The organism is Cellulosimicrobium sp. JZ28 (assembly GCF_015327065.1).
Classification (GTDB): domain Bacteria; phylum Actinomycetota; class Actinomycetes; order Actinomycetales; family Cellulomonadaceae; genus Cellulosimicrobium; species Cellulosimicrobium funkei.
Map to the genome: position 1 here is coordinate 2,901,494 of NZ_CP017660.1, position 19,143 is coordinate 2,920,636.

Sequence of the window (19,143 nt, forward strand, 5' to 3'; positions counted from 1 at the left end):
GGGTGACGACGCGATGACGGCGCGCGCCGGGGCCGAGCCCGGGACCGGGCCTTCGACGACCGTCCCGACGGCGGAGCCCCTCCCGGGGGTGTCCGACGTCGCGACGCGCATCGCGGCCGGCGCGGCCGCCCTCGCGTGCGGCGCCTGGATCCCGATCGTCGCGGGGATCACCCCGGCGATCGTCGTCGGGCTCGTGCTGCTCCCCGTGTGGCTCCCCGTCGTGCGCCGGTCCCGGCCCGGCCGGTGGTTCGTGGGGCTCGGCGTCCTCGCCCTGCTGAGCGGTGTCCTGCTCACCGAGCTCTCCGCCCCGGACCGCGTGCTGTCGTCGCTGGCCCTGCGAGACGGTCTCATCACGCTCTCAGCGCTCGTCCTCGGCGCCGGGGTGCTCCTGTGGTGCCGCGCCGTCCTCGAGACGTCCACCGTCGCCGTCCTCTTCGGGGTCGGCGCGCTCGTCGCGGCCGCCCTGCGCACCGGCGGCGCCGACAACCCCTGGAAGTACACGTACGGCATGCCCGTGACCGTGCTCGTGCTCGCGCTGTGCCTCAGCACGCGGTCCCGCGGGCTGCAGGTCGTCGCCGCCCTCGCGCTCGCCGGGGTCTCCGCGGTCAACGACTCGCGCTCGGCCGCGACGACGATGCTCATGGTCGCTCTCCTCGTCGCCTGGCAGGCGATGCGCACCGGCCTGCGCGTGCGGTCCGGCGGGGTGCGCGTCGCGACGCAGCTCGGCGTGCTCGCGCTCGTCGTCTTCCTCGGGATGCAGACCCTCGTGCTCGACGGCTACCTGGGCGCGGACGCGCAGCAGCGCACGGAGATGCAGATCCAGACGTCGGGCTCCGTCTTCACGGGCGGACGGCCCGAGATGGGGGCCGCGACCGCGCTCGTCGCGGCCCGGCCCTGGGGGTACGGCGCGGGGGCCGTGCCCAACCTCCAGGACCTGCTCACCGCGAAGACCGGGATGGCACGTCTCAACTACGACCCGAACAACGGCTACGTGGAGAAGTACCTCTTCGGGTCGGGCTTCGAGGTGCACTCCGTGCTCGGCGACCAGTGGATCCGGTTCGGGCTCGTCGGCATGCTGTTCGCCGTCGCGTGCGTCGTCGTCGTCTGGCGCGGCACGCTGGCCGACCTCGGCCGCAACGCGGCGTCGGCGCTTTTGCTCTACCTCGCGCTCTCGTGCGCGTGGGACCTGCTCTTCAGCCCGTTCTACTCGGTGTCCGCCACCGTCCTCATGCTCGGCGTGGCGATCGCGACGCCGTACACGCTGCCCGACCGCGGCAGCACCACCCCGCTCGGTAGCCCCTGAACACCCACCGAGCCCCCTGGACGCGCCGGTGCCCCCGGGTCGAGGACCCGGGGGCACCGGCGGACGTGCGGGGCGGCGGGCCTACGGCTCGCGCACCACCTTGACGTCGTCGAACGACACGCGCGTGGTCGGGTTGGTGGACGCCGAGCTCACCGCCACCTTGATGCTCACCGTGCCGGGCGCCTGGAGCGCCGCCGTCGTGTCGGTCGCCTCGAGGTGCCACGCCTGCGCCGGTCCGGCCGCCGTGGGCCAGACCTTGGCGGAGAGCGTCGTCGGGGACGTCCCGACCGCCGAGATCGACACCGTGTACCGCGCGCCGGGTGCGTACGTCGCGGGGAGCAGCTGGTTCCCGAGGAGCGTCTCGTCCCGGAGCAGGTACAGCCGCATGAGGCCGTTGGGCTCGAGGCGGACGCGCGCGGAGTACGTGCTCGTCCCGACCTGCCGGCCGATGAGCGTGACCGACGTCGTCCCGCCCACCGACGCGACGTCCGACCAGAACGTCGTCTCGGTGCGGGCCCGCGACTCCGAGACCCCCGCCAGGCGCGCCTCGCGCGTCCAGGAGGGCGACATCGCCAGCGTGCCGGCCGAGTCCGCGACCGAGAAGGCCGCGGCCCCGCCGAGCGCGGACCACGCCGCGCCCGACGTCGTCGTGCCCCAGCCGGAGGTCACCGCGCGGTCGAACGTGTCGCGCACGACGACGTTCTCCGCCGGCGCGGTCGCCACGACGTCGTGCGACACGGAGGACGTGCCCCCGCGGTCGTCCGTCACCGTGAGCGTCACCGTGTACGTCCCGGCCTGCGCGTAGGTGTGCGAGGCCGTGGCGCCCTCCGCGGTCGCGTCGTCCCCGAAGCTCCACGCGTACGACGCGATCGTGCCGTCCGGGTCGCTCGACGACGAGCCGTCCACCGCGACGGTGAGGTCCGTCGCGGAGGCCGTGAACGCCGCCTGCGGCGTCACGTTCGGCGCGAGCACCTGCACCGAGGTCGTCGCCGTGGCCGTCGCCCCGCGGTCGTCGGTCACGTCGAGCGTGATCGTGTACGTCCCCGGCGCGTCGTAGGTGTGGGTCGCCGTCGCCCCGGTGCCGGTCTCGCCGTCACCGAAGTCCCACGCGTACCCGGTCAGGGTGCCGTCCGGGTCGCTCGAGCCCGACCCGTCGACCGACACCGTGAGGCCGTCGGCCTGCGCCGTCACGACAGCCTGCGGCGGGACGTTCGGCGTGGTGCCGGAGCCCAGCTGGAAGTGCTGCTTCACCTGGGCCGGCGTGAGCGCGACCGGGTAGACGGCCGCCTCGTCGAGGTAGCCCTTCCAGTAGGTGTCGCCCTCCCAGCCGTTGTCGCCGCCGAGCCGCCAGTAGCCGGTGTTGTTCTCCGGCACCGCCTTGTCGTTCGACCCGACGAGCTCGCCGTCGAGGTAGAGCCGCATGCCCGCGCTCGACTGCGTCGCCACGACGTGGTGCCAGGCGTTGTCCCGGTACGACCCGGTGGTGCTGAGCACCTGCTGCGCGCCGTCGTACGTGCCGAACTTCACCTTGCCGTCCGGCGACATGTACACGTGGCGGTCGTAGTTGGAGCTCGTGCCCGTCCGGCTGCTGCCGAACCCGATGAGTTTCCCGCCGGTCGTGGTGTCGGTCTTGAACCACGTCTCGACCGAGTACACCGTCGGGTTGGCGTAGCTGCGCTGGCTCGCGACCAGCCCGCCGTTCCAGGTGCCGAAGATGTTCTTCGTCGGCTGGAAGCGCACCGCCTTGTCCGTCACGCCCGTGAGCGCGCCGGTCTGCGACTTCGTCACGGGGCCGGAGTACGAGCCGTCGGACGCGTCGGGGCCGGAGTCCTTCGCGACCGAGCCCGAGGACTCGCCGAGCCGCCAGTAGAGCGTCGGCTCGAGCGAGTAGACCGCCTGGCCGTACGCGTCCTGCGGTGCGGCAGCCCCGGCCGCGGGACGGCCGCTCGCCGTCCAGTGGTCGGAGACCTCGCCGCGGGTGAGCGCACGGTCGTACACCGCGACGTCGGAGATGGTGCCGTTGAAGAAGTTCGAGCTCCCGCTGTTCGGCCAGCCCGACTGGCTGTCCCCACCGACGCGCCAGTAGCCCGAGTAGGACTGCGCCGACGTCGTGTCGCTGCGCTGACCCGCCTTGACGCCGTCGACCCAGAAGGTCATGCCGGAGCCGTCGAGCGTGCCGACCACGTGGTGCCACGCGCCGTCGTTGTACGAGGCGGCGGTGGTGATCTCGCGGACCATCCCCGGGTGGACGCCGAACGTCAGGCGCCCCGAGTTGTTCATGTAGATGTGCCGGTCGTAGCTCGACGACGTGCCGGTCTTGGCGTTGCCGAAGCCGACGATCTTGCCGCCCGACGTCGAGGTCGTGCGGAACCAGGCCTCGACGGAGAACCGCTGCGGTCCGGTGGTCGCGGTCGGGGTGCTCCCGGAGACGCCGTTGGCACCCGAGAAGCGCGTCGCCTTCGCCGTCGGCGGGACGTCCTTGCCGTCGACGCCGCGGGTCGTGCCGTTCGTGAGCGCGAGGTCGGACAGCGAGGCCCAGTCGGTCGCGCTGCTCCCGCTCGCCTCGTTCATCGGCCAGTAGCTCACCGGCGAGTCGCCGAGCACCGAGTCGTTGTAGGCCGTGCTCGACCCCTGCGCCGCGATCGTGACCGGCGTCCAGTTCGAGACCGTGGAGTTGCCGTCGCCGTCGATCACCTTGACGCGGTACTCGACCGTGCTGCCCGGCGCGAGGCCCGAGTCGGTGTAGCCCATGGTCGGGCGCACCCAGAACGTGGACGACGCCTTCTGCGTGGAGATCGGGGCGGTCGTGCCGCGGCGGTACAGCTCGTACGTCAGCTCGGCGTTGTCCTGGTCGATGTTCGCCGGCCAGGAGACGCGGGCGCTCCCGCTGACGAGCGACCGGGTCGAGATGGTGTACTGCCCGCCCTGGATCGTCGGGCCGATCTTCGTCGGGGCGACGTCGCGCCGCGCGAACCGCACCAGCCCTTGCTGCCGGGCGCCGGCGACGCGCGTGAACTCGCCGCCGTACACGACGTACTTGTCGTTGGCCGTGATGTCCCACCCGGCCTGCGAGATCCCGGACGCGCTGCCCGTGCTCCACGTCGGGTACCAGTGCAGCAGCTTGCCCGCCGTCTGGCCCGTGAAGCTGCGGTAGCCCCAGATGTCCGGCGTGATCTTGCGGTCCGACGGCTCCTTGGCGAAGGCCAGCGAGTGGTTCACCGTCCAGGGGTCCGTCTGCGGGAACTCGCCGATGTTGCCGCAGTAGTGCGCGTGGGTCGCGACGTAGACGGAGTCACCGGCCGGGTACACGGAGTAGGTGTCGCCGTGGCAGTCCTCCATCCAGACGAGCGACCCGTCGGACCAGCTCGCACGGAACGAGCCCTCGAAGTCGTCCTCCGTCTTGCTGCCGCCGTAGTCGTAGCCCGACCCGTAGACGCTGTCGCCGTCGGACGCGAGCGAGTAGATCGCGGCGTTGTCGCCGCCGTTGCGGATCACGGAGTTGACGGCCCACGGGAGCACGGTGCCCGTCGTCGCGTCGAGGGCCGCCATGCCGCGGCCGGGGTTCGTCGACCCGTTGGTGCTCGTGAAGGAGCCCGCGACGACCACCTTGGCGCCGTCGGGCGAGATCTCGATCGCGCGGCCGCCGTACCCGCCGGCGAGCTCCGGCGCGAAGCCGAGCAGCGCGCCCGTGGACGCGTCCAGCGCGGCGATGCGGGCGCGCGCGGTGTTGTTGACGTTGGAGAACTCGCCGGTGATGTAGACCGTGGAGTTCGTCGCCTTGATGTCGTAGACCGTGGAGTTGGTGCCCGGGTTCCAGCTCGAGACGAGCGCGCCGGTCGCGGTGTCGAACGCCGCGAGGCGGTACCGCGTCTGGCCGGCGATCTCGGTGAACGCGCCCGCGACGTAGAGCCGCTTGCCGTCCGGCGACGACGAGATCGCGAGGACGCGACCGTTCGTGCCCGGGTTCCAGGACGCGTCGAGCACGCCGGTCTCGACGTCGTACCGCAGGATGTTCGCGCGCGGGGTCTCCCCCGTCCCGGCCGCCGCACCCGCGGGGCGTGCCGAGGTGAACTGGCCGCCGGCGTACGCGCGGCCGCCGACGATGGTCTGCGCCCAGACGATCCCGTCGATCTGGGTCGTGGGCAGGGGGTCGGCCGTGACCGGGACGGTCGCGTCGGCCGGGGTGGCGGCCGCGGCGACCGGCGCGTCGGGCGCGACGGCGGCGGGGGCCGCGGCGGGCGCCGCGCTCTCGACCGCGCCGGCCGCCGGGGCGACGAGGGCCGTCGCGACGAGGGCGGCGACGGTCAGCCCGGCGACGCGGCCGACGACGCGTCGCCGTCCCGGCGGCGCGCCCCGAAGAGAGCCCTGGACGACCGTCCGACTCACATCATTGTTTTTCATGGGTCACTCTCTTCGTCGCGGACCCGCGGAAATGCCGGTCCATCAGCCGGACGTTGTGACTGTAGCGCCGGCGAACCGGCCGCAGAACGGCGCGAGCGGGCGAAATTTACCGCCCCTTCCCGCGCGGGTCAGGACAGATCGCCGCGAAATACCACGGTCGACGTGCCCGGCGCGTACTCCACCGCGACGGTGACGTCGTCGCGGTCGGCGTCGGGGATGGAGAACAGGACGACGCCCGTCCCGCTCTCGCCCGGGGCGAGCTCGCCCTCGAAGGGCCGGCCGCCGGGCTGCACGAGGCGCCCGGCCGGCGCGCGGTCCTCGCCCGTGTAGGCGTTGACCACGGCGTAGGAGAGGTCGAGCGGGGCGTCGGTCCCGTTCGTGACCTCGACGGTGAGGCGGACGGCCGGACCCGAGGTCTCGCCCGCGGCCACGGCCTCGCCCTCGACGTGCTCGACCTGCGCGAGCCGCACGGTGACGCCGTCGGGCGCCTGGACCGTCTGGTCGGGCGCGGCCGGCTCGAGCTCGGGGGCCACGGGCACGACGGCGGGGTCCGCCCCGTCGGTCTCGCCCGTCCCGGCGGCCGCGTCGCCGTCCGCCGCGGCGGCGCCGTCCCCGTCGCCCGCGTCGTCCGCGGTCGCGTCCGCCGAGGCGTCGCCGCTCTCCTCCGGGGAGGCGACCGGCGCGGGCGTGACCGTCCCGCCCGGGGACTCGTCGCCGTCGGACCGCCACGGCTGCAGCACGACGAGGGTGACGGCGACCGCGAGCGCGACCGCCGCCCCGATCACCGCGACGGCACGGCGGGAGGGCCGCCGCGTCGGGGTGGCGCCCTCGGGGGCGCCGTCGTTCTCCGCGTTCATCGTCCGCCTCCGGTCGTGCTCCGTGCCGGCTCTCGCCGGTCCGCCGTCGCGGCGCCCTGCCGGGCCGCCCGCCGGCCGTCGCGCAGCCCGCGCCAGGCCGCCCGCAGCGGGACGACCGGCCGCAGGAACTGGCGCCGGCCGCCGCGCCGCAGGACCGCGCGGGCGTTGCCCGGCGCGCTGCGCCGCCAGCGCCGCACGGACACCTCGTCGAGGTGCTGCGCGGCGAACAGCATCCGGTTGCGGATGTTGTAGTAGTAGTACGTCTCCGACTTGGCCTCCGGCCGCTGCCGGCCGTCGCGGTGGGTCCCGCCCTCGTCGTGGACCGCGACGGCGTCCTCGACGACGGCGACCCGGCCGCCCGCGCGCTGCAGGCGGTAGGACAGGTCGACGTCCTCCCAGTAGAGGAAGTAGGCGTCGTCGAACCCGCCCGTGCGCTCCCAGACCTCCCGGGTGACGAGCAGGCACGCGCCGCTGAGCCACTCCACGCGCGCGGCGCCGGGGTGCTCGTCGCGGTGCGACGGCGCGCGGAACGTGCCGTCGTCGAGGTAGACGTCGAGGCCCCCGAACCAGCGGCGTCCGGCGGGCGTGAGGACGACCGGGGACACGAGGAGCAGGCGGTCGTCCTGGACGGCCGCCCGCAGGGTCCGGACGTCGGCCGCGGCGATCGTCGCGTCGGGGTTGAGGAGGAGCACCTCGGCGGCGCCCGCGTCGAACGCCGCGCGCATCCCCAGGTTGGCGCCGCCGCCGAAGCCCAGGTTCTCCGCCGGGGCGAGCAGGTCCCAGCCGCGCTCGTCCGCCAGGCGGGAGACCCGCTCGCGCTCCGGCGTCGTCGACCGGTTGTCGACGACGAGCACGCGCGCCTCCCCGACCCCGCCGCGCGCGCCGAGGTTGCGCTCGAGGAGCGCGGCGGAGCCGTAGCTCACGACCACGATCGCGAGGTCGCCGGAGGCGTCCGAGACGTCGTCCACGGTCGTCACCTCCAGGTCCCGGCACGTCGGCCGTCGCGGCGATCCTAAGCCCGCCGTCGGGCCGTGACGCCGGAATTCACCCGGGCGAGATACAACCTCACCCGCTGTTCACCCGCGCCCGCCTGGATACGATTCTCGGCACGGTCGGGGGCGGGCAGACAATCCGTCGCCGCCGCTTCCCAGAAGCTCCCCCCGTCTCTTTCGCGAGGTGCCCATGTCCGAGTTCGGCGCGGCGATGACGCGACTGCACGACGCGCAGAAGTCGTCGAGCGGCGCGGCCGCGTACTCGCGCTTCGTCAACCGCCCCCTCGGCCGTCCGCTCGCCGCGGGCGCGTACGTGCTCGGCCTGACGCCCGACGCGGTGACGCTCGTCAGCGCGGCCACCACGCTCGCCGGGATCGCGACCATCGCGCTCGCCGAGCCGACGCTCGGGTCGTCGCTCGCGGCCGTCGTGCTCCTCGTCCTCGGGTACGCCCTCGACTCCGCGGACGGCCAGCTCGCGCGGCTCTCGCGGTCGGGGAGCGCGGCGGGCGAGTGGCTCGACCACTTCTTCGACGCCTTCAAGACGGTGGCCCTGCACCTCGCGGTGCTCGTCTGCTGGTTCCGGTACTACGACGTCGACGCCGGCTGGCTCGTCGTGCCCCTCGCGTTCTGCGTCGTGAGCAGCACGTTCTTCTTCGGGATCGTCGCGGTCGACCTGGTGCGCCGCGCCAAGGGCTCGCCGGGCGGGGCCGCGCACGGGACCGGGGGCCGGCTCCGCGAGCACCCGCTCTACACGCTCGCGGTGCTCCCGACCGACTACGGCTTCCTGTGCCTCTCGTTCGCGCTGCTGTGGCTCCCCTCCGCGTTCCTCGTCGTGTACACCGCGCTGGCCGTCGTGAACGCGCTCGTCCTGCCCCTCGCGGCCGTGCGGTGGTACCGGTCGCTCCAGGCCCTGGAACGCGGCGCGGCGACGACGGCGGGAGTCCCCTCGTGAGGCCCGTGCGGGTGATGCAGTCGTTCCGCGCGCCGCGGTCGACGACGAACCCGTACATCACCCAGCTCGACGCGGCCCTCGCGGCGGAGCCGTCCGTGGAGCACCTGCGCTTCGACTGGCGCACGGCGATCGTGGGCCGCTACGACGTCTTCCACTGGCACTGGCCCGAGGGCAAGCTCGAGGGCACCACGTGGTGGAAGGCCGCCGCGAAGCACGCGCTCGTCGCCGCGATCCTCGTGCGGCACCGCCTGAGCCGCGTGGTCGTCGTGCGGACGGTCCACAACGTCGAGCTGCCCGACGTCCCGCGCGTCTCGCGCTGGCTCCTGGTCCGCGTCGACCGCTCGACGGACCACCGCATCGTCCTCAACGAGACGACCGAGCTGCCCCCGGAGCAGCCGCGCACCACGATCCTCCACGGCCACTACCGCGACTGGTTCGCCCGGTACGCCCGGGACGAGCGGGTCCCGGGACGGGCGGGCTACTTCGGCGGGGTGCGGCGCTACAAGAGCGTCGGCGACCTCGTGCGCGCCTACCGCGAGGCGCGCGCCCTGCGCGACGACCTGAGCCTGGAGATCGGTGGGCGCCCGTCGTCGACCGAGCTCGAGACCTCGCTGCGCGCGGAGACCGCGGACCTGCCCGGCGTCGAGCTGACCCTGCGCTTCCTCCAGGACGACGAGCTCGTCGCCCTCGCCTCGCGCTCCCAGCTCGTGGTGCTGGCCTACCGGTTCATGCACAACTCCGGGAGCGTGCTCGCCGCCCTGTCGCTCGACCGCCCGGTCCTCGTGCCGCGCAACGCGGTGAACGAGGCCCTCGCGAAGGAGGTGGGCGACGAGTGGGTGCTCATGTTCGACGACCGGCTCACGGGCGAGCGCCTCGTCGGGGCGCTCGCCGAGGCGGCCGCGATCCCGGAGGGCGCGCGTCCGGACCTGTCGCGCCGCGAGTGGACGGACGCGGGGGCGGCGCACGCCCGCGCCTACCGCACCGCGCTCGCAGGCCGCCGGTCGCGCCGCCGCGCCGGGCGGGAGGGGGCCGCGTGATCGCCGAGGCGGCGTTCCGCGCCAAGACCGCCGTCGTGGGCCGGGACAGCACGGCCCAGCTCGACGCGTTCGTGCGGCACGACGCCCTCACGGCGGCGGCGCTGGAGCAGCTCTCGCGCGAGCGCGCCCTGCGGCACGCCCGGTTCGCGTCCGAGCACAGCCCGTTCTACCGGGACCTCTACCGCGACGCCGGGATCACCGCGGCCGACCTCCGGGACGCCGCGGTGCTCGACGCGCTCCCGCTGGTCGACAAGCCCGCCCTGCGCGAGCACTTCGACACGATCCGCACGGACGAGGCGACGGACCGCACGTCGGCGACGTCGCGCACGGGCGGCAGCACGGGCCTCCCCCTGCACGTGCTGCGCGACCTGCGCTTCCCGGCGCGCGCGCTCGAGTGGCGGCTGTTCCGGTGGTGGGGCGTCGAGCCGTGGGAGGACCGCGGGATCATCACCCGGCACATGCTGGAGGGCCTCGCGCGCGTCCGCCACGACCTGCAGTGGCTCCCGAGCCGCCGCGTGCAGCTCGACGCGTTCCGCATCACCGACGAGACGGTCACCGAGTTCGCGCGCCGCTGGAACCGCCTGCGACCGCCCTTCCTGCTGGGCTACGGCGGGGGCGTGCTGGAGCTGGTCCGGCGCACGGGACGGCTCGGCATCGAGCTCGCGCCGCCGCGCGCGGTCGCGGTCACGGCCGCGCCGCTCGCCCCGGGCGTCCGCGCGGAGATCGCGACGGCGCTCCGGGCGCCCGTCTACGACCACTACCGCAGCGCCGAGGTGCCGTGGATCGCCGGCGAGTGCGCCGAGCAGTCCGGGATGCACGTGTTCTGGGACGTGCGCCGCGTCGAGATCCTCGACGACGACGACCGTCCGGTCCCCGACGGGCAGGAGGGCAACGTCGTCGTCACCGACCTGACGAACCGCGTCTTCCCCGTGGTGCGGTACCGCCTCGGCGACGTGAGCAGCATCCACCGCGAGACGTGCGCGTGCGGGCGCTCCCTGCCCCGGCTCGGCGCGGTCTCGGGGCGGGCCTCCGACGCCGTCCGGCTCCCGGACGGGACGACCATCGCCGGGGCGCTCGGCCACATCTTCGACCACGCGCCGCTCTCGGTGCGGCAGTTCGAGATCGTGCAGGGCCGCGACTACGCCGTGACGCTGCGCTGCATCCCGGCGAGCGACGAGCGCGCCGACATCGAGCGGGCCCTCGCGACGCTGCGCCGCGCGACGCGCGGCCTCGTGCCGGTGACGCTGGAGCTCGTCGACCACATCCCGCAGGTGGGCGGGAAGATGAGGTTCATCCGCAGTGACGCCCCCTCCTGAGCTCCGGCTGGTCGTCGCGGTCCCGACGTTCCGGCGCCCCGCCACGCTCGCCGGGCTGCTCGCGCGGCTGCCCGAGCGGCTGGCCGAGGTGGAGGGTGCCCGGGTGGAGGTGCTCGTCCTGGACAACGACCCCGCCGGGTCGGCGCGGCAGGTCGTGCGGGACGCCCCGCTGCCCGTGCGCTACGTCGTCGAGCCGCGCCCCGGCATCGCCGCCGTACGCGACCGCGCGCTCGACGAGACGGCCGACGCCGACCTGCTCGCGTTCCTCGACGACGACGAGCGCCCGCGCGAGCGGTGGCTCGCGGCCCTCGTGGACACGTGGCGCGAGACGGGTCGCCCGGCGGCCGTCATGGGCCGCGTGATCTCCGTGTTCGCGCACGAGCCCGACCCGTGGCTGCTCGCGACGGGCGTGTTCCGCCGTCGACCGCGCCCGACCGGGATCGAGATCCCCGTCGCGGCGAGCGGGAACCTCCTGCTGGACCTGCGGCAGGTGCGGTCGCTCGGGACCCGGTTCGACGTCACGCTGGGCCTCGCCGGGGGCGAGGACACGCTCTTCTCGCGCGCGCTCGTCGCCGCGGGCGGCCGGATCGTGTGGTGCAACGAGTCCGAGGCGGAGGACCTCGTCCCGGCCGAGCGCATGACCCGGGCGTGGGCCATGCGGCGCGCGTTCAACGGCGGCAACGGCGCCGTGCAGGTCGACCTCCGCCTCGCCCGGGGCCCCGCGCGCCGGGCGCTCGTGCGGGCTCGCGCGCTCGTCGGGGGCACGGGCCGCACCGTCGCGGGCGCGGCCCGGCACGTCTGGGGCCGCTGGACGGGAGACCTGGAGAGCGACGCGCGCGGCCTGCGCACGAGCCACCGGGGCCGGGGCATGGTCGCCGGTGCGTTCGGGCACCTGCACCGGCAGTACGCCCGCGACGGCGCGACGCCTCAGGGGGCGAGGCCCGCCTCCTCGGCGACCGGCTCGAACGACGAGACCGCGGCGGGGATCTCCGCCTGAGCGACGAGCGCCCGCGTGAGCAGCACGTACCGCGCGACGTAGTCCTCCTGCCGCAGGCCCCGCGCCCGGACGTCCGCGGCGCTCGTCGCCTCCCCCGGGCCGAGCGCGTGCCGCACCGCCTCGGCGAGCGCGGCGGCGTCGTGCGGGGCGACGAGCCGGGCCCGCGTCCCCGCGACGTAGTCGCGCACCCCGCCCGCGTCGGTCACGACGAGCGCGCGGCCCGCCGCCATCGCCTCGACGCACGCCGTCGCACCGGACGCGTGCCGGTTCTCGCGCAGCGGCACGACGACGACCCGGCAGCCCGCGTAGAGCCGCGCGAGCTCGGCGCGGCCCGTCGCGGGCGCGACGTCTACCCGGCCCGGGACCGCGACCCGGGCCGCGGCCGCCGACCGCGACGCGACGCGCGCGGTCACGCCGGGCAGCAGGTCGAGCGCGGCGCGCAGCACGGCCCAGTCCCGGTCCCGGTCGTTGCCCACGGCCAGCACCTCGGGCGTGGTCCCGGGGCCGTCGGTCCCGGCGGCAACCCCCTCCCCCGTGGCGGGCGCCGTCCCGAACGGGACGAGGACGACCCGCCGACCGGGCACCCGGTCCAGCGCCACGCGCCGGTTGACGTCGCTGTGCACCGCCTCGACCGCGTGCCCGCGCAGCACGGCCGCGAAGAGACGGCGGCGGGCGCGACCGAGGTCGTCCCACCGGTCCCAGAGCCACACGGACTGCGCGAGGACGGCAGGCCTGCGGCGCCGGGGCAGCGTCGCGCGCACGAGGCCGACCGCGAGGTGCTCGCGCTCGGTGTGCGTCCACACGACGTCGGCGCTCCCCAGGAGCGCGCGGTTGCGCCACGCGTGCACGACGTCGGTCCCGAGCCGCGCCGCGAGCGCGCGCCGCACGCGCGCCACGGACGGCCGCTCGCGGTGGGACACGCTCCACGCGAGGTCGACCGCGCCCGCGGCGAGGTCGTAGCCGTAGGGCGTGCGGTCCAGGGTCTCCCCCGCCGCGTACCGCGCCCGCCACGCCACCGGGTCCTGCTCGTGCGCGAGGTGCACGACGACGCGCGGCCGCGTCACGGAACGAGCCCGCGCAGCCGCTCCACCACGCGGTCCCACTCGTACCGGGCGAGCAGCCGCTCGCGCAGCGCGGCGTCCGGGATCGTCCCCCAGGCGGCGTCCAGCGCGGCCGCGACGTCGCGCGACGGCGCGTCGAGCGGGACGAAGCGCGCGAGGCCGTCGGCGAGCTCGCGGAAGACGGGGGTGTCGGCCAGCACGAGCGGCGAGCCGAAGTGCGTCGCCTCCAGCACCGGCAGCCCGAAGCCCTCGTCGCGCGACAGGAACGCCGTGACGGCGGCGCGGGAGTAGAGCCACGCGAGCTCGGCGTCGTCGATCGCGCCGAGCAGCCGCACCGCACCGCTCGCGAGGAGCGCGTCCGTGCCCGGCGGGAGGTCCGGGGCGACGCCGGAGTGCTCGGCTCCCCCGACGACCAGGAGGGGCGCCTCGGGCCCCAGCCGCGCGGACAGCGGGACGGCGCGCAGCACGGCCTCGAGGTTCTTGCGGACGTTGAGGCGTCCCACGCACAGCGCGAACGGGAGCCCCGGGTCGATCCCCGCGGGCGGGCGCGGGACGGCGTCGGTCAGGGTGCGCGGCACGCCCAGCCCCACGGGCGTGACCGGGCGGCCGGAGCGGCCCTCGATGCGGTCCGCCTCCGTGCGCGACGACGTCGCGACCGCGTCCGCCGCACGCAGGAGCGGGATCATCGGCGCGAAGTACGCGCGCTCGGTCCGCGAGAACCACTCGGGGTGGTCGCGGAACATCACGTCGTGGACGAACGTCACCGCCGGGACCCGCCCGACCGGCGTGTAGTTGTGGGCGACGACGACGTCGGCGTGGACCGTCCGCGCGAGCCGGCCGAGCTCGACCGCGTTCGACAGCGCGTGCGGGTACAGGCGCGTCCCGATCGTCCGCGCGCCGGGCGGCAGGTCCGACGGCGCAGCACTCTCCCCGCCGCGGACGGCGAGCACGAGCTCGTCCTGCGGGAACCGCTCGTGCCAGTGGTGGATGAGCGCGCGCTGGACCGCCCGGTTCGAGAACGGCCCCCGGTCCCACCAGTAGGCGTCGAACAGGACCCGGCGGGGAGAGTCGTCGCGGGCCGGGTCACCGAGGGCCGGGTCGTCGGCGGCTGCGGCGGGGCGAGGCGCGTCCTGCCGGTCCGCGGCCGCGGCACGACGGCGCGCGGTCCGCCACGGCCCGGGCGTGCGCCGGGCCGCGAGGTCGCGCGCGAGCTGCTCGTACCCGTCGGCGACGTCGTCCCACGAGTAGTCCTCGGCGCGCTTGCGGTTCGCGCGGCCGCGCTCGATCGTCCCGAGCTCGTCGCGCTCGGCGTCCTCGAGGATCCCGGCGAGGTCGTGCGGGCCGCGGAAGTAGAGGCCGGGGTCGCGCACGACCTCGCGGTTGAAGTCCACGTCGAACGCGACGACGGGCGCGCCGGCGCCGATCGCGCGCAGGAGCGACGGGTTGGTCCCCCCGACGGAGTGGCCGTGGACGTAGGTGAACGCGGACGCGTAGAGGTCGTCGAGCAGCTCCTGGTCCCACACCGCGCCGAGCAGCCGGACCCGCGCGTCCCCCTGGGCGAGCCGGTCGATCCGGTCGGTGTACTCCGCGGAGTACGGCGCGGAGCCGACGACCACGAGGGGCTTCGTCGCGGTGGACCGCACGTAGCCCTCGACGATCTCCTGCACGTGGTTCTCGGGCTCGAACCGCGCGACGACGAGGTGGTAGCCCTCGGGCTCGAGCCCGAGCTCGGCGACGCGCGCGCCGCGGTCGTCGTCGAGCAGCGGGGCGCCGTACGCGATGAGCGACGACGGCACGCCGTACTCGCGCGCGTAGTAGTCCTGGATCCCCCGGGCGTCGGCGATGATCGCGTCGGAGCACCGGACGGCCGTCGTCTCGGCCGCGCGGTAGTAGCGGCGGCCCGTGGGCCCCCACTTCGCGCGCCGCCACTCGAGCCCGTCCACGTGGGTCGCGACCGGGATGCGCGCCGCGCGCAGCAGCGGCAGGAACGGGGCGTTCGCCGCGTTGAAGACGAAGGCCGCGTCGGTGCGGTGCGCGACGAGGTGGGCGACCGACACGGCCGTGTGGCTCAGCGTCTCGAGCGAGCGGCTGCGCAGCGCGCCCGCGGTGACGACCTCCATGCCGAGGTGCTCGCGGACGACGTCCTCGGTGTTCCCCGTGCGCGTGTAGACGCGGACGCGGTGCCCGCGCGCCGCGAGGCGCGAGCCGACCTCCTCGACCGCCGTCTCGAAGCCGCCGTACCGTGCCGGGACGCCGCGCGTGCCCACCATCGCGATGCTCAGCGTCGCCGCCACCGTCACTCCCGCCCTGCCGCCCTGTGCCTTCCTGCGAGGCTAGTGGTGTGCGGGACCCGTGGGGCCGGGTTCCCGGCGCCTCACCCGGGTGATTTCCCCGGCGGGACGGGGTGGAGAGGCCTCGGCGGGCCGGACGGGTCAGGCGCGGGCGTGGTACTTGCCCTGCGCAGCGAGCAGCCCCTCGGTGAGCACCATCTCGACCGCGTCGGCCGCGTCGTCGAGGAGGAAGGGCAGCTCCTTCGCCTCCGTGCCCTTGAAGTCCTTGAGCACGTAGTCGGCGGTGTCCATGCGGCCGGGCGGACGCCCGACGCCGCCCCGGACGCGCACGTAGTCCTTCGTGCCGAGCGCCTTGGTGATGTCGCGCAGCCCGTTGTGGCCGCCCTCGCCACCGCCGATCTTCAGCTTGACCGCGCCGAAGGGGATGTCCACCTCGTCGTGGACCACGACCACGTGCTCGGGGTCGATCCCGTAGTACTTCGCGAGGCCCGCCACGGGCCCGCCCGAGACGTTCATGTACGTCGTGGGCTTCGCGAGCACGACGCGCGGCCCGGGACGCCCGCCGGGCAGCATGCCGAGGCGCGCCTCCGCGACGGCGGCCTGCGCGCGCGGGTGCCGCGCGAACCGGGCGCCCGCCCGGCCCGCGAGGACGTCCAGGACCATGTGGCCGAGGTTGTGGCGGTTGCCGGCGTAGCCGGAGCCCGGGTTCCCGAGCCCGACGACGAGCCACGGCTGGTCGCTCATGTGCACCGTTCCTTCGCTGACGTCCTGCACGGTCCCGGCTCCCGACGCGCACGAGGCGTCCGGCACCAGGGTGCCGGACGCCTCGACGAGAGCATGGCGCGGACGACGTCCGCGCGGGGGGTCACTCGCCCGCGGTCGCCTCGGCGGCGGCCTCGGAGCCGGCGGCCTGCTCGGCGGCCTCGGCCTCGGCGGCCTCGATGTCCGCCGAGTTGTCCTGCGGCACGGAGATCGTCACGACGACGAGCTCGGGGTCCGTCGTGAGCGTCGCGCCGGAGGGGAGCTTCACCTCGCCCGCCGTGACGGTGGTGCCGGCCTCGAGGCCCTCGATGGAGACCTCGACGGACTCGGGCAGGTGCGTCGCCTCGGCCTCGATGGCGAGGGTCTGCAGGTCGACGAGGTGGATGGTGCCGGGGGCGGACTCGCCGGTGACGGCGACCGGGACCTCGACGGCGACCTTCTCGCCCTTCTTCACGATGAGCAGGTCGACGTGCTCGATGACGTTGCGGACCGGGTCGCGCTGGACGTCCTTGGCGATGGCGAGCTGGCCCTTGCCCTCGAGCTCGATGGAGAAGAGCGCGTTCGAGTGCTTGAGCGCCATCATCGTCTGGTGGCCCGGCAGGGTGACGTGCACCGGAGCGCTGCCGTGGCCGTAGAGGACGGCGGGGATCTTGTCGGCGCGGCGGATGCGGCGCGCGGCGCCCTTGCCGAACTCGGTGCGGGCCTCGGCGGCGAGCTTGATCTCGGACACGTGGATCACTCCTGGAAGATGCGTTGCGGGCCGGCCGCCAGTGGGGGACGGTCGGCTGTCCGGACGGTGAGAGGGCCTCCCGGACGGGCGGTTGCGTCGGCGCGGGACGTGTGACGGGCGCGCAGGAGGACGACCGCCCAGTCGATAACGGAGATCCAACAGGTCTGGCTGACACGTGCGGTCCCGCGCCGCCGGTGTGCTCACCGGTCCAGCGCTGCCGGCCGTCAGACGTCCCTCGCCGAGGCAACCTGATAACTGTACCCGGGCGCGGCGCGAGTCGGAAACCCGCTCCCCGCCGCCCAGCCCGGAGCCGCCGCCGCGAGGCGCGCGGCCGTCGACGGGAAGGGCGTCAGGGCGTCGCGTCGGCCCGGGCGGTCTCGGGACGGGGCGCGGGCCGGCCGGCGAGCCGGCGCGCGAGGCTCCGGGGCAGCTCGTACAGCCAGTAGACCGGGGTCCGGGAGACGACGGCGTACACGCCGACCGAGGCCAGGGTCGCGACGAGCGCCAGCACGGGCGGCGCGAGCGCGGCCACCGGGGCGGGCACGGCGTCGAGCGCGTCGCCGCCGACGAGCAGGATCGCGTGGATGACGAGCATGTGCGTGAGGTAGACGGGCAGCGTCCGCGTCCCGAGCGCGCGCAGCGGCCGCAGGCCGCTCGTCGCGACGCCGAGCACGATGCCCGCGGCCACCCCGAGCACGCACACGACCCACAGCAGGACGCCCGACGCCACGTGCGCCGCGAGCACGCAGCCCGCGACCCAGAGCGCGACGACGCCCGCGCCGGTCCACAGCGTCAGGCGCTCGGTCAGCCCCAGGACGCGGTCGCGCAGGAGGAGGCCGCCCAGGAAGAAGACGAAGTACTTCGGCGCGCTGTCCCAGGCGTTGTTCGGCAGCTCGAGCGCGAACGCGAACGCCGCGAGCGACACGGCCGCCGCCCCGACGAGCTGCACGCGCGGGGACAGCCCCGAGAGCAGCTTCGCGACGACGAAGAACACCGCGAGCGCCCAGAGGAACCAGCGGATCCCTGACGGCCACACCCACGCCGAGAGCGCGGCCGTGCCGACCTGCAGGGCGGGTCCGCCGTCGTCGGCCAGGCCGGGCGGGAGCTCGAGCCCGACGAGCGCCTCGTGCACCGGGTCGGGGTCGCCCGCGACGACGGCCCCGAGGAGGTAGCCGAGCGCCCGGACGAACGGCCACAGGAGCAGGAGCCAGGCGAAGAGCGCGACCTTCGAGGCGAGCAGCGCACGCCAGGGCCCGCGGACCCACTTCCCGGCGAACAGGCCCGCGACGGCGAAGAAGAGCGGCATGCGCATCGTGCCGAGCGCCGCGTTCACGCGGTCCCACCCGGCCAGGACCGTGCCCCAGGCGCCGGAGAGGTCGAGGTCGCCGAGCGCGCGCGTCGCGTGCAGCACGACGACGAGCAGGATGGCGAGGCCGCGCGCGGCGTCGGGCCAGCGCAGGCGTACTCGCTCGGCGGTCTGCTGCCGGGGCACGTCGTCACCTCCGGACGCTGCGGGCGGGTCCGCGCGGGCGCTGCCACGACCGGACCGGGAGACCCCCGGCCGTCGGGACCGACGCGGACCGTGCGAACCTACCCTCGCCACGGCGACGGCCACGAGGGCCTCGCCGTCATTTCACCCGGGCGAGATCGCGCGCGCTCAGCCCGTCGCGGTGGTCGTCGCGACGGTCGTGGCCACGGTCGCGCCGACGAGGATCACCGCGGTGACCTCCTCGACGTACGCGCGCACGGCCTCGCTCGCCCAGCTCTCGCGCGCGATCTCGCGCGCCCGGGCATCGACGTCGCGACGCCCCGCGGGGGTGCGTCCGGGCCCGCCGTCGGTGTCGCTGCCGCCGCTCGCGAGCACCCGGCCCGCCTGGCCCGTCGCGGCGAGCAGCGCGACGATCGCCGCCGCGCGCGCGTCCGGCGCCCGCCCCTCGACGAGGACGCGTCGGAGGTCGGCCCGCACCGCGTCCTCGTGGCGGGAGTCCGCCGCGGGGAAGCGCGTCGTCGGGAAGATGCCGAGCACGCGGCCCTCCTCGCGCCGCAGGACGCCGCGCTCCGCGAGCGCCGCGACCGCGCGGGCGGCGGGCCGGAGCCTGGCGATCGGCGCGACGAGCGCCTTCGGCGTGGAGCCCTCGCGCGCCCGCACGACGTCGAGCGCCTCGTCGAGCAGCGCGTTGCCGGTCGGGGACGCGTCCCGCACGACGATGCGGCCCACCCGGCCGCCGTCGCCGTCGCCCGCGAGGTCGGCCCGCCCGAGCAGGGCGAGCTCGACGAGCAGCGCGCCCGCGGCGACCTGCTCGCGGTACGAGGCGTCGACGACGGCCTTCCCGGTCACGTCGTCGAGCGTGAGCAGCAGGTAGTCCTCGAGGATGAGCATGGGTCCACGCTAGGACCGGGCGACGGGGCCGGGCACCTGCCGTTTGTCACCGGTGCCCGGTGCA

General features: G+C 75.2%; 14 protein-coding genes and 1 pseudogene. 5 read left to right on the forward strand and 10 right to left on the reverse strand.

What is annotated here, in order from left to right; all coding sequences use genetic code 11:
* The first annotated feature begins 13 nt into the window (after nt 1-13).
* On the forward strand, nt 14-1,303 hold the full coding sequence (locus tag BJP59_RS13055) for a hypothetical protein (RefSeq protein WP_194521129.1): 1,290 nt from the start codon (nt 14-16) through the stop codon (nt 1,301-1,303).
* Nucleotides 1,304-1,384: 81 nt separating this feature from the next.
* On the opposite strand, the gene BJP59_RS13060 is transcribed toward BJP59_RS13055, so the two are convergent.
* The 3 genes from BJP59_RS13060 to BJP59_RS13070 form a co-directional block, all read right to left on the reverse strand.
* A complete protein-coding gene (locus BJP59_RS13060) occupies nt 1,385-5,704 on the reverse strand; it encodes a LamG-like jellyroll fold domain-containing protein (protein ID WP_194521130.1) in 4,320 nt (1,439 codons plus the stop codon).
* A gap of 128 nt (nt 5,705-5,832) precedes the next feature.
* Nucleotides 5,833-6,561: a hypothetical protein gene (locus BJP59_RS13065; RefSeq protein WP_061268687.1), complete on the reverse strand. Its 729-nt coding sequence runs from the start codon at nt 6,559-6,561 to the stop codon at nt 5,833-5,835.
* Nucleotides 6,558-7,529: a glycosyltransferase gene (locus BJP59_RS13070; RefSeq protein WP_228485054.1), complete on the reverse strand. Its 972-nt coding sequence runs from the start codon at nt 7,527-7,529 to the stop codon at nt 6,558-6,560. Before BJP59_RS13070 ends, BJP59_RS13065 begins: the two co-directional genes overlap by 4 nt.
* A 214-nt stretch (nt 7,530-7,743) precedes the next feature.
* Between BJP59_RS13070 and BJP59_RS13075 the strand changes: the two genes are divergently transcribed.
* The 4 genes from BJP59_RS13075 to BJP59_RS13090 are packed head-to-tail and all read left to right on the forward strand — an operon-like array spanning nt 7,744 to nt 11,855.
* Nucleotides 7,744-8,505 carry a CDP-alcohol phosphatidyltransferase family protein gene (locus BJP59_RS13075; protein WP_194521131.1) on the forward strand — a complete coding sequence of 254 codons (762 nt, stop codon included), beginning with the start codon at nt 7,744-7,746 and terminating at the stop codon, nt 8,503-8,505.
* Complete coding sequence (locus BJP59_RS13080; protein WP_228485055.1) at nt 8,502-9,542, forward strand: glycosyl transferase; 1,041 nt, start codon at nt 8,502-8,504, stop codon at nt 9,540-9,542. The genes BJP59_RS13075 and BJP59_RS13080 overlap by 4 nt, the downstream gene beginning before the upstream one ends.
* The gene (locus BJP59_RS13085) at nt 9,539-10,858 is read left to right on the forward strand and encodes a phenylacetate--CoA ligase family protein (protein ID WP_194521132.1); all 1,320 of its coding nucleotides are present in this window, start codon (nt 9,539-9,541) and stop codon (nt 10,856-10,858) included. Before BJP59_RS13080 ends, BJP59_RS13085 begins: the two co-directional genes overlap by 4 nt.
* A complete protein-coding gene (locus BJP59_RS13090; RefSeq protein WP_144723083.1) occupies nt 10,842-11,855 on the forward strand; it encodes a glycosyltransferase family 2 protein in 1,014 nt (337 codons plus the stop codon). Before BJP59_RS13085 ends, BJP59_RS13090 begins: the two co-directional genes overlap by 17 nt.
* Here BJP59_RS13090 and BJP59_RS13095 read toward each other — a convergent pair.
* From BJP59_RS13095 to BJP59_RS13120, 7 genes and pseudogenes are all read right to left on the reverse strand, one after another.
* Nucleotides 11,786-12,919 carry a glycosyltransferase gene (locus tag BJP59_RS13095; RefSeq protein ID WP_186325310.1) on the reverse strand — a complete coding sequence of 378 codons (1,134 nt, stop codon included), beginning with the start codon at nt 12,917-12,919 and terminating at the stop codon, nt 11,786-11,788. The two genes, BJP59_RS13090 and BJP59_RS13095, sit on opposite strands and share 70 nt — an antisense overlap.
* The gene (locus tag BJP59_RS20420) at nt 12,916-13,866 is read right to left on the reverse strand and encodes a glycosyltransferase (protein WP_442861548.1); all 951 of its coding nucleotides are present in this window, start codon (nt 13,864-13,866) and stop codon (nt 12,916-12,918) included. The genes BJP59_RS13095 and BJP59_RS20420 overlap by 4 nt, the downstream gene beginning before the upstream one ends.
* A gap of 201 nt (nt 13,867-14,067) precedes the next feature.
* Nucleotides 14,068-15,186, reverse strand: a pseudogene (locus BJP59_RS20425) (DUF1972 domain-containing protein); the annotation flags it as partial.
* Between the two features lie 162 nt (nt 15,187-15,348).
* The gene (gene pth, locus BJP59_RS13105) at nt 15,349-15,951 is read right to left on the reverse strand and encodes an aminoacyl-tRNA hydrolase (RefSeq protein WP_086150902.1); all 603 of its coding nucleotides are present in this window, start codon (nt 15,949-15,951) and stop codon (nt 15,349-15,351) included.
* 121 nt (nt 15,952-16,072) lie between these two features.
* Nucleotides 16,073-16,699 carry a 50S ribosomal protein L25/general stress protein Ctc gene (locus BJP59_RS13110; RefSeq protein ID WP_021482199.1) on the reverse strand — a complete coding sequence of 209 codons (627 nt, stop codon included), beginning with the start codon at nt 16,697-16,699 and terminating at the stop codon, nt 16,073-16,075.
* 349 nt (nt 16,700-17,048) lie between these two features.
* Complete coding sequence (locus tag BJP59_RS13115) at nt 17,049-18,191, reverse strand: acyltransferase family protein (protein WP_194521134.1); 1,143 nt, start codon at nt 18,189-18,191, stop codon at nt 17,049-17,051.
* A gap of 165 nt (nt 18,192-18,356) precedes the next feature.
* On the reverse strand, nt 18,357-19,079 hold the full coding sequence (locus BJP59_RS13120) for a GOLPH3/VPS74 family protein (protein WP_194521135.1): 723 nt from the start codon (nt 19,077-19,079) through the stop codon (nt 18,357-18,359).
* Between the last annotated feature and the right edge of the window lie 64 nt (nt 19,080-19,143).

Coding starts and splice junctions, on each gene's coding strand:
- BJP59_RS13120 (WP_194521135.1), bottom strand. CDS start 19,079: ATGCTCATCCTCGAGGACTACCTGCTGCTCACGCTCGACGACGTGACC.
- pth (WP_086150902.1), bottom strand. CDS start 15,951: ATGAGCGACCAGCCGTGGCTCGTCGTCGGGCTCGGGAACCCGGGCTCC.
- BJP59_RS13060 (WP_194521130.1), bottom strand. CDS start 5,704: ATGAAAAACAATGATGTGAGTCGGACGGTCGTCCAGGGCTCTCTTCGG.
- BJP59_RS13055 (WP_194521129.1), top strand. CDS start 14: ATGACGGCGCGCGCCGGGGCCGAGCCCGGGACCGGGCCTTCGACGACC.
- BJP59_RS13075 (WP_194521131.1), top strand. CDS start 7,744: ATGTCCGAGTTCGGCGCGGCGATGACGCGACTGCACGACGCGCAGAAG.
- BJP59_RS13065 (WP_061268687.1), bottom strand. CDS start 6,561: ATGAACGCGGAGAACGACGGCGCCCCCGAGGGCGCCACCCCGACGCGG.